This window comes from Halochromatium sp. NSM3, from assembly GCF_059621085.1.
In genome coordinates, this window is the sequence record NZ_JCAQIA010000009.1 from 66,787 (window position 1) to 81,523 (window position 14,737).

At 64.1% G+C, this 14,737-nt stretch carries 12 protein-coding genes; 10 read left to right on the forward strand and 2 right to left on the reverse strand.

Annotation, left to right across the window (positions count from 1 at the left end; all coding sequences use genetic code 11):
• Positions 1–10 precede the first annotated feature (10 nt).
• The gene (locus AC54T3_RS05895) at positions 11–1,198 is read right to left on the reverse strand and encodes a hypothetical protein (protein ID WP_496623151.1); all 1,188 of its coding nucleotides are present in this window, start codon (positions 1,196–1,198) and stop codon (positions 11–13) included.
• Positions 1,199–1,200: 2 nt separating this feature from the next.
• A complete protein-coding gene (locus AC54T3_RS05900; protein ID WP_496623153.1) occupies positions 1,201–1,662 on the reverse strand; it encodes a hypothetical protein in 462 nt (153 codons plus the stop codon).
• Between the two features lie 20 nt (positions 1,663–1,682).
• Here AC54T3_RS05900 and AC54T3_RS05905 point away from each other — a divergent pair, with 20 nt between their 5' ends.
• The 10 genes from AC54T3_RS05905 to AC54T3_RS05950 all read left to right on the forward strand — a co-directional run bounded on the left by AC54T3_RS05905 (position 1,683) and on the right by AC54T3_RS05950 (position 14,668).
• A complete protein-coding gene (locus tag AC54T3_RS05905; RefSeq protein ID WP_496623155.1) occupies positions 1,683–2,705 on the forward strand; it encodes a trypsin-like serine protease in 1,023 nt (340 codons plus the stop codon).
• Between the two features lie 175 nt (positions 2,706–2,880).
• Positions 2,881–4,005 carry a hypothetical protein gene (locus AC54T3_RS05910; protein ID WP_496623157.1) on the forward strand — a complete coding sequence of 375 codons (1,125 nt, stop codon included), beginning with the start codon at positions 2,881–2,883 and terminating at the stop codon, positions 4,003–4,005.
• Entirely contained in the window at positions 4,002–5,093 is a 1,092-nt protein-coding gene (locus AC54T3_RS05915; RefSeq protein ID WP_496623159.1) for an AAA family ATPase, read from the forward strand. The genes AC54T3_RS05910 and AC54T3_RS05915 overlap by 4 nt, the downstream gene beginning before the upstream one ends.
• Before the next feature lie 21 nt (positions 5,094–5,114).
• Positions 5,115–6,752 (forward strand): vWA domain-containing protein, encoded by a 1,638-nt coding sequence (locus AC54T3_RS05920; RefSeq protein WP_496623161.1) that lies wholly within the window; start codon positions 5,115–5,117, stop codon positions 6,750–6,752.
• Positions 6,753–6,887: 135 nt separating this feature from the next.
• A complete protein-coding gene (locus AC54T3_RS05925) occupies positions 6,888–7,256 on the forward strand; it encodes a type I restriction-modification system subunit M N-terminal domain-containing protein (protein WP_496623163.1) in 369 nt (122 codons plus the stop codon).
• Between the two features lie 349 nt (positions 7,257–7,605).
• A complete protein-coding gene (soeA, locus tag AC54T3_RS05930; protein WP_496623164.1) occupies positions 7,606–10,512 on the forward strand; it encodes a sulfite dehydrogenase subunit SoeA in 2,907 nt (968 codons plus the stop codon).
• Between the two features lie 142 nt (positions 10,513–10,654).
• Positions 10,655–11,377: a sulfite dehydrogenase subunit SoeB gene (soeB, locus tag AC54T3_RS05935; RefSeq protein ID WP_496623166.1), complete on the forward strand. Its 723-nt coding sequence runs from the start codon at positions 10,655–10,657 to the stop codon at positions 11,375–11,377.
• A gap of 42 nt (positions 11,378–11,419) precedes the next feature.
• Positions 11,420–12,400, forward strand: coding sequence for a sulfite dehydrogenase subunit SoeC (gene soeC / locus AC54T3_RS05940; protein WP_496623168.1), 981 nt, complete (start codon positions 11,420–11,422; stop codon positions 12,398–12,400).
• 113 nt (positions 12,401–12,513) lie between these two features.
• On the forward strand, positions 12,514–13,173 hold the full coding sequence (locus AC54T3_RS05945) for an IS607 family transposase (RefSeq protein WP_496623170.1): 660 nt from the start codon (positions 12,514–12,516) through the stop codon (positions 13,171–13,173).
• A complete protein-coding gene (locus AC54T3_RS05950; protein WP_496623171.1) occupies positions 13,154–14,668 on the forward strand; it encodes a zinc ribbon domain-containing protein in 1,515 nt (504 codons plus the stop codon). The genes AC54T3_RS05945 and AC54T3_RS05950 overlap by 20 nt, the downstream gene beginning before the upstream one ends.
• Positions 14,669–14,737 lie beyond the last annotated feature (69 nt).

Genomic DNA, 14,737 nt, shown 5'->3' on the forward strand with positions numbered 1-14,737 from the left:
CTGTCCGCGCTCAGAAGCGAAAGGCGGCTTGGACGGCGAAGAGATCCCAGTGCTTGTCCTGCTCGAACAGGTTCGGGTTCTCGATCTCGGAGAGGATGAAGCTGCCGATATGCCGCTGATATTCCGTGCGCAGCATCCAGTGGCGCGAGAGATCCCAGCGCAGCCCGAGGCTCAGGATGCGCGAGGAGCCGGCGTGCTTGGGGATCAGGCCCTGGGTCAGGCGTTCGAGTGCTTGGCCATCGCGATCATCACGGTCGGCGAAGCCTTCCTCGTAGCGCAGCATCAACTCGAGCGGCTGGCGCAAGCGATAGGTCAGCTGCGCGTAATAGCCCTCCGAAGTCTGATTGAGATCTGGACGCACGGGCTGGAAATCGCGCCCCCTGAAAGGCAGCCCCATGTATTCGGTCGAGAAGCTCCAGTGCTCCGCGTTGTACTGGGCCGAGGCGATCCAATAGGTCAGATCGATCTGCGGATTCGCGCGGGTGAGCGTCCAATCCTGCTGCAACGCGATCGCCGCGCCGCTGAGTCCGAATTTGATGCGTTCGGCCGGTGAATGGAACCACAGGCTCGCGAGCCAACTGTTCTCGCGCGGCTCGATAGACCCTGGGATCTGGCCCCGCAACAAGGTCGCCTCGACGTTCTCATCGACCACCGGCCGCCCAGTCGCGAGGGTCGCCGACAGCGTCCCGAAGGGCTGGTAGAGTTCGCCGTGCAACTGGATGCCATCGGTCGCGAGCACCAGGTTGCGCACCTTATCGAAATAGACCACCTGGGGCAGGAAGATGCCCGGATGGGTGAAAGGCACATCGCGGGTCTCGTTGTAGAGGCCGAGGCGGTTCTTCAGCCGCCCGAGGCGCACGCCGGCCCGATGGTTGTCTTGCATCACCAGGTTGATATCGGCCAGGGCAAAATCGACCTTGGGCCAGCCATCGCTCATGTCGCCCGCGCGCCGCGACAGCACCTGTCCGGCAAGCAGCAGCCTTGGGCTCAAGCGCCACGAGGCGTTCAGGCCGATCTCGGTAAAATCGAGGGAGGTCTCCGGGCTGTCGCCATGAAAGCGGTTGTTACTGGTGTGGACCGCGCCCTGGCTGGCGAAGCCATGGAGCTGCAACCCGCTCGGCAACACCAGCTCTGCGGCAGCGGGACTGCTGAGCAGCAAGAGGCTGAGGAGGGCGAGCAGGGCGCGCGATCTGTCCATGGCTATTCGACCTTGACGGTCCTGACCCCGGTGGCATCCGGGCGGTCGCTGATGTAGCCGATGGCGCCCGTGGTTTTGCGCACGCGCTCGATCATCTCCTGCTCGTTGGCGACCTGCACGGGCGCCTGGCCGGTGCCGGAGAAGACCTGTCGGTCCCAGGTGCGCCTGAGCTGGTAGGGATAGACCCCGAGCGCGCTCTTGGCGAAGACTTGATGTAGGGACGCATCATCGGGTAACACGAAGACGGTCACCGGCTGCTTGTCGCCCCATTGATTGACACGCATGGTGAAGATCAGGCGGGCGCGGTTGCGATCGATGGCGACGACGCCGACATCAGGATTGACGATGATCTGCTGAGCCGAGGATATGCCCGATCGCCAGGCAACGATAGCGATCAGCCCCCAAAGCGCGAATCGGGTGAGCCGCGCGCGCCGCGTCCGAGTGTGGGTATTTGAGCAAACCATCAGGCGCACGGCGAGATCACATGAGGGCAACACAAACCCAAGAGGTGGTGATGGTCAACAGCATGAGCGGCTCTGTTCATCCGATCAACCTGGATGATCCCCTTCCGAGCATGGATGAGGACGAGGCGTCTATCCGTCCAGTCTACCTGACTGACCTCGATTGTGTGCAAGTCATCGTGCGCGTGATGACGCTCGCGTGGTTCCTGGTGACACCCTGCGCCTTTGCGCTCAGCGGCGGTCAGCCGGACAGCGAGCTGCGTTATCCCGAGGTGCTGTGGCTGCGCGGCGAGCAGATGGCAGGCTGCAGCGCGGTGAAGATCGGCCCGCAGACCCTGCTCACGGCGGCACATTGTGTTGTCGATGCCCGCTCCGGCGAACTGCGGCCGGCCTTCCAACCGGGTGGCTCGGTCAAGCTGGACAATGCCTACCGGCAGGAGAACGGCGCCGGTGCGCTCACCGCCGTCATCGCGGAGACCCGGCTGCCCGAGCGCTACCGCGAGGGGCTGGCGAAGTTCGTCGACTATCGGCGGCAGCGTCTCGCCGAACTCGGCGAGAGCGCGACGGCACTGCCGGCGGCCACCCTCGAGCAAGGACTGCGCATGCGCCATCATTTCGCCGCGCGCTATCCCGATGTCGCCATACTGCGGTTGCGAACGGCGACCCCGTCGATTCCGGCCCGCGCGGTGGATTTCACGCCGTTGCAGGCCGGCACCGAGGTTGAGCTGGTTGGCTTCGGGTGTGCCGCTCTGGGCCGCCCCCGTGCTGGCTCCAATGCGGGTTCCAACCCTGGATTCCCGGCCGTGCGGCGCTCGGCATCCTCGGCCGTGATTCGAGTCGATGCGGTTAATTTCTACACCCAAGCGGGTCAGCGCGCCGCCCGAGCGCCCTCGCTCTGCCCCGGCGACTCTGGAGGCCCCGTTCTCCACGAGGGCCGCGTGGTTGGCGTACACAGCGTCGTCTACGGGCTAAACGCCCGCCACGGGGCGCGCTCGAACATGGCCGTGAATCTGGCGCCATTGGCCGAGTGGACGGCTTGGCCTTGAGGGCGATGTCTTGAAATCCCCGCAAGGGCTCGGGAAATCCCCAGTGTCTTCAGGGATAAACGGGGATGCCGCCGCAGTTGAAGCCGTGTATCGTCATCGCCCTGTAATCTCCATCACGATCGAGCTGACTGTTATGGTTCGTGTCGCTCATAACCCTTCGATATCGACGTCGACCGTGCCCCAGGCCGAGTCCTCCGGGCTGGTTCCGCTCACCCATCACGCCATCCTCGGCCTGGTGGCGCCCTTTAGCCAGCGCGGACGCCAGGTCGACCTCGCCGCCAGTGACCGCGCTCAGCGTCGGCTGCGGTTCAAGCCGATCCAGCATCCCGATCTGCCAAGCGCTGGCGAGTCGATCACCGAGACCCTGACACTCGATACCCCCAAGCCCGAGCATTTCCGTCTTCGGCGCATCCTCAGCGATGGCACCGGCCTAAGCTCGACACTCGAGATCGAGGGCAGCGATCCCGGCATGCTGCTGGAGCAGATCGAGGCCATCGAGGTGGGTCGCCAAATCGTCGCCGTCGAGGGCATCCATATCGCGCGCGATTACCGCTTACAGCCGATCCCGGCCAGCGAGCAGCCATCCGTGCATTGGCGCTTACAGCTAGAGAGGGCCGAGGCCCTGGTCGAGGGCGTGCGCCTGAACCTGAACGCCAAGACCGGTCGCAAAATGCCAGCCGATTTCGAGCTGCGCGCCGAGAATGACCAGCGCCTGCGCGTGCCGGCCGATCTGTTCGCCGTCCTGGACTGGGAATGGCGCCCGATGCGGGCGCTGGGTCGATTTTGGCGCGGCAGCGTGCGCATCGCCGCCGACGAGCCGGAGCGCACGCGCGATAGCGAGGCCAAGCTGGCTCAGGCGGTGTCGCATCTCGCCAAGACCTTGCGCAGCGACCCGGGTGAATTCCATGCCCGCTGGCAATCCGCGCGCTGGCGGGTCACCTTTCAGCGCGCGATCCCGCTGTTGATCGGCCTCGGCCTGCTTGGCACCGCGCCGCTGATCCAACTGTTCTCGCTCATGGACGTGTCCTTGGTGAGGATGTTCATGTTTCAGGGTCCGCCGCTGCTGATGGTCGGCATTTTCGCGATGCGCGAGCTGCCAGTGATCGAGATTCCGCCCATGCCGCGACGCCTCATCGGGCGTGAGTGGATCGTCGATGAGAGCAAAGGGCGCATGGGCCATCGTGCCGCTCTATCGGATCACCCGACAGACTCGACGATACCCCCCAGAGATCAGGGGGCTTCAGGTCCGGGAGTCAGCGCGAACGACGATCCATCGATGCGGGGCGCCGAGGCCGGATGAATATCCCGCCGGTTTCCATCGCCGCCGCCAAGCAGGCACTGATCGAACAATACACTGACCCCGTCCTGCGGCATCGCGCCTCGATGCTCTGGGGCACGCGTGGCGTTGGAAAGTCTTCGATCGTGCGCCAGGTCGCCGCGCACTTCGGCGTACCGCTGATCGACTTGCGTCTGACCACCATCGAGCCGGTCGACATCCGGGGCGCGATCTACGCCGATGACAGCCAGGGCAAGACGGTCTGGTTCCCGCCCGAGTTCCTGCCGACCACCGATCAGCCCGAGGGCATCCTGTTCCTCGACGAACTCACGGCGGCTGATCAGCGGCTGCAGATCTCGGCCTATTCGCTGATCCTCGACCGGCGTGTCGGTTACTACCGGCTGCCGGACGGCTGGCAGGTGATTGCGGCTGGCAACGCCAGCTTCCACGGCGCGGTCAGCCACGACATGGGCACGGCGCTCGCAGACCGGATGTTCCACTTCAACGTCCAGACCGTGATCGATGCCTTCCTCGGCCATGCGGTCACGCGCGGGTTCGCGCCCGAGGTGATGGCCTATCTCAAGGTGCGCCCGGACAAGCTCGACGACACCCAGACCCAGCTCGCCAACGATCACCTGATCGGCGCCAGCCCGCGTGGGTGGGAAGACATCTCCAACATCATCCGCTCCGGGCTCTCGGAGCAGGCCAAGCGGGTCTTCGTGCAGGGGCGCATCGGTGCCGCCAATGCCGCTGAGTTCTTCGGCGTGCTCAAGGAGATCCAGGCCGGGGTCGATGTGATGGCCCTGCTCGCAGCCGAGCCCGGCGAGGCCACCGCTGCCTTGCTACCGACCAACCTCGATGCGCTCTACGGCATGATCTACGCGCTCTTGGCTGCCGCCAGCGACCGCGAGCGCATGGCGCGTGCGCTCGCGATCATCGAGCAACTGCCCGATGCCCCAGCGCGCGAGCCGCTGCCGATCCGCGAGGCGCAGACCTTGGCGATGGAGCTGCTGCTGGAGCGGGCGCTTGAAACGGGCCTCGAAGGCGTGGTGCTCGACAGCCCCGCCTATCGGCGCTACAGCGAACAGCGTGCCGAGTCCGGCCTCGGCTGAGGTCGCGGCACACACAGCTCGATGCAGTCCCTCTACACCCATCGCGGCACGCGCGCGATCCAAAAGCTGGTCGAGTACGCGCCCTCGACCGGTGGGCTCGCACTCTGGATTCGCCACCACGATGTGGATGCGCTGCCGGGGCTTGTGATCCACGCCGGCCTACGGGCTGCGGTTGGGCCAAACCCTGCCAAGCCTATTCAAGCTGGTTCGCGAGAAAGTTCCTCAGATGGTAGACAACTGCCTCCCGAAGGCAGTGCACTACCCACCATTCAAGCCGAGTCTGATCGCGAGCTTGGCGACCCTAGGACGCGGTCGCTGGCAAGCACCGCCAATGATGGTCGCAGCATCTTCTATACACCGGCCTTCGAGGCGCTGACCCTACCGCAGCAGATCGGCGAGGTCGCCCATCAGGTACTGCATGTAGCATTACAGCACGCGCAGCGGGCGAGGGCGCTCGAGCGCCTGCTCGGCGAGGTCGACCCGGCGCTGTTAAACCTCTGCGCCGACGCCATCGTCAACAGCACCCTTGGCCATCTCGCTTGGCTCGAGCTGCCGAGCACGGCCGTGACCTTGGAAGGCCTGCTCGCCAGCACCCTGCATCGTGACCAGAGCCCAGCGGCCGCGCTGCTGGAATGGGATCTCGAACGCCTCTACCGCGCCATCGATGACCGTCGCCCGCGCTTGCTTGCTGGCAGCGGCGATCAGGCTCGCACCAATCCAAAGCGAGACGGCAACAGCGGGCAGCACAGTAGCCGCGCGGGTCGCGATGCCGTGCAGAAGGCGCGAGGATCAGCGCAGCAGGCCATGCAGCGGCCGGTCCAGCAGGACATGCAGCAACGGGGACGGCAAACAACGCAGCCGTCAGCACCACAAACAACGCAGCAGCCCGAGACCGATCGTCACGCTTCCTGCGAGGACGGCGCCCGCGCCAGCCGGGCGCGCTGGCTCGGCGCCGAGACGCCCCGCGACCTGCTCCCGGCCAACGATGACCTGCGCCCAGAGCAAGAGGCCGAGCAGGCGCGCGAATGGCGCGAGCGGCTAATCCGCGCCCATGCCGGCGATGGCGGCCACTCGATGCTGCGCGAGCTGATCGCCGATCTACCCAAGGTGCGCACGCCTTGGGAGCATCTACTGCGCACGCTGCTCACCCGTGGACTAGCGCGCACGCCTGATCAATCCTGGTCACGTCCCGCGCGCTCTTACCTAGCTAACCAAGGCCGCACCCCCAGCGGTCGGCGGCTCCCCTGGGAGCCAGGCCGCACCGCTTCGCGTGCGGTGCCGCGCTTGGTGGTCATGGTCGACCTCTCCGGCTCGATCGACCCGCCGCTGCTCGAGCGATTCGCTCGTGAAATCGAGGCCATCAGCCGCCGCCTCGAGGCTGATCTGACCATCGTCGCCGGTGATGAACGCGTCAGCGGCGTCGCCCAGTTCGAGCCCGGCCGCTCCAATCTGCGCGAGCTTGCCTTCGAGGGCGGTGGCGGCACCGACTTCAGCCCGCTGCTGCGCGAGGCTGAGCGACACGCCCCCGACATTGCCGTCTTCCTCACCGATCTCGACGGCCCCGCCGAGTACAAGCCCAGCTATCCGGTGATCTGGGCCGTGCCCGTGATCAATGCGAATGCCCGCCACCCCTTCGGTCGCAAGCTGGTTCTGGAGTAAGCTCCGCATCCGCCCGTGATGGGCAAGCCTCTCACCCAGAGGTCGATGTTGCGCAGGAAACCCGCGTTCGATGAAGCTGACCCTCGCCCGGCTCGAAAGCCTTCTCCTCACCGCCTGCGATGATCTGCCGGCAGCATGGACGCTAGTGAGTACAAGGAATACATCTTCGGCATGCTGTTCCTGAAGCGCGCCAGCGATCTGTTCGAACAGCGTCAGGATGAACTGCGCCGTGAGCTGGCCGCACGGGGCATGAGCGAGGCCGACATCCAAGGCGTGCTCACTGATCCGGACAACTACTCCGGCAAGTACTTCTATGTCCGGCAGAAAGTCGTTGAGAACGGGGAGAAGAAGACCGTCCCGCAGCCGGCGCTGAAGCACGTCAAGGAGAACGTCGGCAGCACCCTGAACAAGGCGCTGGAGGCCATCGAGGTCACCCCTCCTGTGCTGACTCCCGCAGCAGACCCCGTGACCAGTCCGCGACGAAGTCCTCGATCGATTCGATGAAATCCGGATCCTGCTCGCTGCGGTTGATGGTGCAGTGGATCAGGGTGCCCCCACAGGCAATAGATTTCCCCTGCATCCTGCGTATGCGTTTCGGACCACTGCAGTACGCGGTCGATCGAGTCGCACAGTTCGGCGAGTCTTGGCCCGGTGATCCGATCCTGAAGTTGGTCGGGGCTGAGGGTGCAGGGGGCAGTCGCGAAAAATTCCATCCCAGTACGTCCAGTGATGTTTAAGAGGAGATTACCTTAATCAATAAAACGTTGTTTTTGTTAACAGCGCTTACCCCTTTGCGCTCCGCTAATATTAGAATGTCACCACATTCCCCTGAGGCTAGACGAACAACACGCCCATGAAAGACCCTGCTGTGCACCACGATGCCGAGATTGGCCGGACCGAGGTCAAAGAGACCACCTGCTACATGTGCGCCTGTCGCTGCGGTATCCGCGTGCATCTGCGCGATGGGCAGGTCCGCTACATCGAGGGCAATCCGAACCATCCGCTGAACAAGGGCGTGCTCTGTGCCAAAGGCTCGTCCGGCATCATGAAGCAGGTCTCGCCGGCGCGCCTGACCAAGCCGCTGAAGCGCAAGGCCAATGCCAAGCGCGGCGAGTCGAAGTTCGAGGAGATCTCCTGGGACGAGGCGCTGACCATGCTCAGCGAGCGGCTCGGCAAACTGCGCGCCGAGGATCCGAAGAAGTTCGCGCTGTTTACCGGCCGCGATCAGATGCAGGCTCTCACCGGGATGTTCGCGAAGCAGTTTGGCACCCCGAACTATGCCGCGCACGGTGGCTTCTGCTCGGTCAACATGGCCACCGGCATGATCTACTCGATCGGCGGCTCGTTCTGGGAGTTCGGCGGGCCGGATCTCGACCACGCCAAGCTCTTCATCATGATCGGCACGGCCGAGGATCACCACTCGAACCCGCTGAAAATCGCGCTCTCCAAGTTCAAGCGCGAGGGCGGGCGCTTCATCGCGATCAACCCGGTACGCTCGGGCTATGGTGCCATCGCCGATGAATGGGTGCCGATCAAGCCCGGCACCGATGGCGCGCTCTTCATGGCCCTGACCCATGAGATCATCAAACTCGGCCTCTACGACCGCGACTTCCTGATCCAGTACACCAATGCCGCCGAACTGGTCATCGACGACCCGGCGCGTGACGATCACGGCATGTTCTATCGCGACGAGAGCGTCGAGGTGACCCGCGGCTGCACCGATCCGCAAGACAAGTTCTGGTGGGATCGCAACCAGGGCGAGGTGCTGACCCACGCCGAGGGCGCCGATCCGCGCATGCTCGGCAGCTTCACGATGAAGGACGGCACGCCGGTCAAGACCTCGTTCCAGCTCCTCATGGAGCGGGTCGAGTCCTACACGCCGAGTTGGGCCGAGGGCATTACCGGTATCCCGGCCGCGACCATTCGCCGCCTCGCGCACGAGATGGGCGTGATGGCCCGCGATCATAAGATCGAGTTGCCGATCAGCTGGACCGACGCCTGGGACAAGGAGCACGACACGGTCACCGGTAACCCGGTCGCCTTCCATGCGATGCGCGGCCTCGCGGCACACTCGAACGGCTTCCAGACCATCCGCGCGCTGAGCATCCTGATGACCGTGCTCGGCACCATCGATCGCCCCGGCGGCTTCCGGCACAAGGCGCCGTTCCCGAAGCCGATCCCGCCCTGCCCGAAGCCACCGAACAGCCCGGACGCGGTGCAGCCGAACACCCCGCTCGACGGTCTGCCGCTGGGCTGGCCGGCGAAGCCCGAGGATCTGTTCGTCGACGATGACGGCGAGCCGGTGCGCATCGACAAGGCCTTCTCCTGGGAATATCCGCTCGCGGCCCATGGTCTGATGCACAACGTCATCACCAATGCCTGGCGCGGCGACCCCTATCCGATCGACACCCTGTTCCTGTTCATGGCCAACATGGCCTGGAACTCGGCGATGAACACGGTCGCGACGCGCGAGATGCTGGCCGATCAGCACGAGAACGGTGAGTACAAGATCCCGTTCCTGGTCGTCTGCGATACCTTCGCCTCGGAGACCGTCGCCTTCGCCGATCTGGTGCTGCCCGACACCACCTATCTGGAGCGCCATGATGTGCTCTCGATGCTGGATCGGCCGATCTCGGAGTTCGATGGCCCGGTCGACTCGGTGCGCCTGCCGGTGCTGCCGCCGAAGGGCGACAGCCGGCCGTTCCAGGATGTCCTGATCGAACTCGGCGCGCGCATCGGCTTACCGGCGTTCACCAACCAGGACGGCACGGCGAAGTACAAGAACTATCCCGACTTCGTCGTCAACTACGAGACCTCGCCGGGCTCCGGGATCGGTTTCCTCGCCGGTTGGCGCGGCAAGTTCGGCGACAAGTACCTCAAGGGCGAGCCCAACCCGCAGCAGTGGGAGCAGTATGCCGCCAATGGCTGCGTCTTCCATCACGAGCTGCCGCGCAGCTATCAGTTCATGCGTAACTGGAACAAGGGCTACCTGCACTGGGCGCGGGCGCATGGACTGACGCGCTGGGCCGAGCCGATCACCCTGCATATCTACTCCGAGGTCTTGCAGCGCTTCCGCGCCGCCGCCCAGGGTAAGTGGCCCGGGCGTCAACCGCCGGAGCGTTACCGCGAGCGTATCGAGACCTACTTCGATCCGCTGCCGTTCTACTACGAGCCGCTGGAGACCCAGCGCATCGACAAGAAGCGCTTTCCGCTCAATGCGCTGACCCAGCGGCCGATGGCGATGTATCACAGCTGGGACAGTCAGAACGCCTGGCTGCGCCAGATCCACAGCCACAACTATCTGTTCGTGAATCCACAGATGGCGCTGGTGCATGGCATCGAGGATGGCGACTGGATCTGGGTCGAGTCACATCTCGGCCGCGTCAAGTGCATGTGCCGCTTCTCGGAGGCGGTCGAGCCGGGCACGGTGTGGACCTGGAACGCGATCGGCAAGAGTGCCGGCGCCTGGGGGCTGAGCGCGAAGGCCGACGAATCGCAGAAGGGCTTCCTTCTCAATCACCTCATCGGCGAAGAGCTGCCGCTGACCACGGCCGACGGCGGGCAACATCTGTCCAATTCCGACCCGCTCACCGGCCAGGCGGCCTGGTATGACGTGCGCGTGCGCATCGAGAAGGTCGAGCAGCAGGAGGGGCAGGCCTGCGAGCCCCAGTTCGCGCCGATGAAGCCCTTGCCGGGTCAGCTCAACCGCCCCCGGCAGCGTTGGCAGGCCTATGTCGCTGGCCTGTTCGGCCGCAAGTGAGGTTGGCATCGACGCGGCCTTTCGACCGCCGCGCCGGCGCGACGCCGACAAGACAGGCCGGCTGCGCGCCCGTTCCGAATCAGGAGCGGGCGCGGACCGGCGACCATCAAGCCTCCGGGCCAGAATTACCCGCGATAGATCCATGACCCAACTCGCCCTCGTCATCGATTTGAACGTCTGCGTTGGCTGCCATGCCTGCGTGACCTCCTGCAAGCAATGGAACACCTCTGGTTGGGCCGGCCCGATGGTGGATGAGAACGCCTACGACGCCAACCCGACCGGCACCTTCTTCAACCGGGTGCAGACCTATGAGGTGGGCAGCTTCCCAAGCACCGAGACGGTGCATTTCCCGAAGAGCTGTCTGCACTGCGAAGACCCGCCTTGCGTCCCGGTCTGCCCCACAGGGGCGTCCTACAAGCGCCAGGACAACGGCGTGGTGCTGGTCGACTACGACAAGTGCATCGGCTGCAAATACTGCTCCTGGGCCTGCCCCTATGGGGTACGTGAGCTCGACGAGCAGCAGAAGGTGATGAAGAAATGCACGCTGTGCATCGATCGCATCACGGATCAGACCCTGCCCGAGGCCGAGCGGAAGCCGGCCTGTGTCATCGCCTGCCCGACCAACGCGCGGCTCTACGGTGATGTGCATGATCCGGAGTCGGAGGCCTCGGTCGCGATCCGCGAGCGGGGCGGCTATGCGCTGATGCCGGAGTGGGGAACCAAGCCCGCGAATCATTATCTTCCGCGGCAAAAGAACCACATGCATGTCACTGAAGAAGACCTGCAGCGCTCCAATAACCCGCTCACCAAGGAAGACATCACCGTTTACTCCGGGGAAGAGACGCTCGACGACGTCTCTTGGTAGGCCGAGCGCGCTTTACGCAACCTGAAACGCGATATCAGAACCATGCATCCAGCCTTCTCAGTTATCTTCCTAACCACGCTCATCGGCGCCGGGCAAGGACTGTTCCTCGCCCTGTTCACCGGTCAGCTGTATTCGACCATTCACCTCGTTGAAGCCCAGCCGGCCTCGTTCTATGCGCTCGGCAGCGCGCTGTCGCTGGCGTTGCTGATTGGCGGTCTCGCGGCCTCGTTCTTCCATCTCGGGCGCCCCGAGCGGGCCTGGCGGGCTGCGGCCATGTGGCGCACCTCCTGGCTCTCGCGCGAGGTCATCGTCCTGCCTCTGATGATGGGGATCGTCTTTCTCTACGGGGTGTTCCATTGGGCCGGCTGGACGCAGCCGCTGATCGTCCTCGGCGATGGCGCCTTGCCGCTCGACCCCACCTTCGTGCTCGGCCTGCTTGGCGTGTTAGTGGCGCTGGCGCTCTTCGTCAGTACCGGCATGATCTACGCGAGCGTCAAGTTTCTGCAGGAGTGGAGTACACCCTATACGATCGGGAACTTCATCTTCCTTGGGACTGCCTCGGGGTTCATGCTGGCTGCGGCCTATTCAGCGCTGCTTGACAACGAGCTGGTTGGCTTCTTTGGCACTTGGGCCGTGATTGCGACGCTCCTCGGGTTGGCAACGCGCTTGGCCTCGCTGCTGCGCAATGCGTCGCTCAAGCATAAGAGCAGTTTGCAGACCGCGATTGGCGTTTGGCATCCGCGCATCGAGCAGATCTCGCAAGGCTTCTCGGCCGATTCATTCAATACCCGAGAGTTCTTCCACCATCGGAATCCAGCGACCCTGAAGCTGATCCGCAACGCCTTTCTGGTGCTGGTGTTCCCGATACCGGTGGCGCTGGTAATCTTGGCCTATGCGATGGAGTCGGCCACCCTGCCCATCGTCGCCTTCGCGATCCAGTATGTCGGCCTGCTTGCCGAGCGCTGGTATTTCTTCGCCGAGGCCGAGCATCCGCAGAATCTCTACTACCAGCGCATCTCTTGATGGGTCGATGGGGCCTGAGCGACTCCATGCTCAGGCCTTGTCGATGGCTGATGGGTTTTGGCAGCTAGTAACTGTGGCTTGAAATCTACACTTAACGCCGCTAATCTACTGTTATGGAGAAGCGGTTAGTCAAAATTGGTGAGGCAGCCAGCCTGCTCGGGACCTCGCCGGCCCAGCTGCGCAAGTGGGAGGCGACGGGTGAGTTGTTGCCGGCTCGCAAGACCAAGGGTGGAACCCGCTACTACAACACCGCCGAGCTGCTTGGGCTGAGCAACGAGGGGGCGCCCACCATCGGCTACGCCCGTGTGAGCAGCCATCACCAGAAAGACGACCTCGTGCGCCAAGCCGAGCTGTTGGAGGCGTACTGCAACGCCAAGGGGTGGCGCTTCGAGATCATCTCGGACTTGGGCTCCGGGATGAACGATCAGAAAAAGGGGCTGCAACGCTTGCTGGAGATGATCCTCAAGCGCCAAATCCGACGCCTGGTGCTCCTGCACAAAGACCGGCTGCTGCGTTTCGGAGCGGAGCTGGTCTTCGCGCTCTGCGAGATTCAGAACATCGAGATCGTGATCATCAACAAGGGCCAAGAGGCGCGCTTTGAAGAGGAACTGGCGCAGGACCTGTTGGAGTTGATCACGGTGTTCTCGGCCCGGCTCTACGGCAGCCGCAGCCCCAAGAACACGCAACTGCTCAAGCAGCTCCAAGACGCGGGTGATGCGCTCGCCGAGGAGCACGGCCTGTATGAGGTGCGCGATGGCCGCACGGGCGATTAAGCGCCTCTCGTTGGCGCTGAACACCGGCAAGCGCGCGATCCTGCAGCGCGTTGCAGCCGACTATGCCGCCGAGAAGCAGCACTGGCTTGAGGTATTCCAGGCGGACATCACCTTGCTGGCCGCGCCCGAGAAGGTCCGCGACCAGGCACGCAAAGACCAGCATGAGAGCGTGCTGCCCTCAACCGTCTGGGCCATGGCGCTCAAAGACGCCGCCGAGACAATGGACCGGTATTGGTCCGCGCTGTTTGTCGATGTGCGGCGGCTGATCACGAGGAACACCCACCTTAGCGACGAGCAGAAGCGCTACGCCTATACCATCCTGAATGAGTATCGGGCACTCGCCGCGCTACTCGCCGACCAAGACGTCAGCGACAAGGCGCTGAACGAGGCGCAACGCCATCAGGCACGCTACTACCTCAAGCGCATCATCACGCGCAAACAGGGCGCCTTACCTTGTGGGAAGCTCGCGCGCTCATTCGCGCTCGACAAGTGCAGCTACGGGATCGCGCTCGTGAACGGCAAGCAAGTGCTGTGGCTGAGCAAAGCGCTCTGCGGCCAGAAGCTCTGGATTCCGCTCAAGGGCTTCACGGAGCTGAGTCGCCCCAGCTGTCGGCTCGACAAGGACGGCCTGCGCAGGCGCGCCATGCCCAACGTGCGTGTGGTCCTGATCGATGACCACCTGGAGTTGCATTACACGGCACAGGTCAAGCGCCCGGAGCCGACCACGGGCGAGAGGCTCGCCGTGGATTTCGGGTACACCGAGGTGTTCGTGGACAACCAGGGGCGCCACTATGGCGAGGGATTTGGCGAGCGCATGAGCGCGGCCACCGACCAGCGCGATGACAAGGGCCGCAAACGCGGCAAGCTCCGAGCGCTGGCCGAGAAGTATCAGGCGCAGGGCAAGCGCACGAAGGCCCGCCGCATTCGCCGCTACAACCTGGGCCACAAGAAACAGCACGCGCAGCGCGAACGCCAACAGCAGACGATCGCGCATCAGATCAACACCGCGCTCCATGAGGTGACCCAGAACACCGATGTCCTGGTGTCCGAGAATCTGAGCGCATCGTTCCGTTACGGGGCAGGCAAACGCTGGAATCGACGCTTGTCCGCATGGGTTCGGGGCGTTCTGCAAGAGCGCACCGCATTCAAGGTGTTGGCCGGATGTTCCGGTCATCAGCAGGTCAACCCGGCCTACACGAGTCAAACGTGTCCGAGGTGCGGTTTCGTGCATGCGCACAACCGCCATCGAGACCGGTTCCAGTGCAGCCATTGTGGCTTCGCGGCTCATGCAGACCGGGTGGCCGCAACGAATCTGCTCGCCAGGGTCGATGATCACGAGATCACGCTGTACACGCCTTATCAGCGCGTCAAGGCGATCCTGGAGGAGCGGTTCCATCGCCGTCAGGAAAGCGAAGGGCCAGCGCTCACGCACGGGCCTAGCGGACCCCTCGCGGCAGGACTTGAGATACCGCACGAGCAGGCGCAAGCCACATGAACTCGACGGTCACTCCAAGAGCGAAAAAAGCGCAGGTCTGTGCAGATTAGCGCAGACCTGAATGAGGGG

Bases quoted from the DNA above. Each gene is read 5' to 3' on its own strand.
- soeA (WP_496623164.1), top strand. From the start codon at position 7,606: ATGAAAGACCCTGCTGTGCACCACGATGCCGAGATTGGCCGGACCGAG.
- AC54T3_RS05895 (WP_496623151.1), bottom strand. From the start codon at position 1,198: ATGGACAGATCGCGCGCCCTGCTCGCCCTCCTCAGCCTCTTGCTGCTC.
- soeC (WP_496623168.1), top strand. From the start codon at position 11,420: ATGCATCCAGCCTTCTCAGTTATCTTCCTAACCACGCTCATCGGCGCC.
- AC54T3_RS05920 (WP_496623161.1), top strand. From the start codon at position 5,115: ATGCAGTCCCTCTACACCCATCGCGGCACGCGCGCGATCCAAAAGCTG.
- soeB (WP_496623166.1), top strand. From the start codon at position 10,655: ATGACCCAACTCGCCCTCGTCATCGATTTGAACGTCTGCGTTGGCTGC.
- AC54T3_RS05925 (WP_496623163.1), top strand. From the start codon at position 6,888: ATGGACGCTAGTGAGTACAAGGAATACATCTTCGGCATGCTGTTCCTG.
- AC54T3_RS05945 (WP_496623170.1), top strand. From the start codon at position 12,514: ATGGAGAAGCGGTTAGTCAAAATTGGTGAGGCAGCCAGCCTGCTCGGG.
- AC54T3_RS05950 (WP_496623171.1), top strand. From the start codon at position 13,154: ATGGCCGCACGGGCGATTAAGCGCCTCTCGTTGGCGCTGAACACCGGC.
- AC54T3_RS05905 (WP_496623155.1), top strand. From the start codon at position 1,683: ATGAGGGCAACACAAACCCAAGAGGTGGTGATGGTCAACAGCATGAGC.
- AC54T3_RS05900 (WP_496623153.1), bottom strand. From the start codon at position 1,662: ATGGTTTGCTCAAATACCCACACTCGGACGCGGCGCGCGCGGCTCACC.
- AC54T3_RS05915 (WP_496623159.1), top strand. From the start codon at position 4,002: ATGAATATCCCGCCGGTTTCCATCGCCGCCGCCAAGCAGGCACTGATC.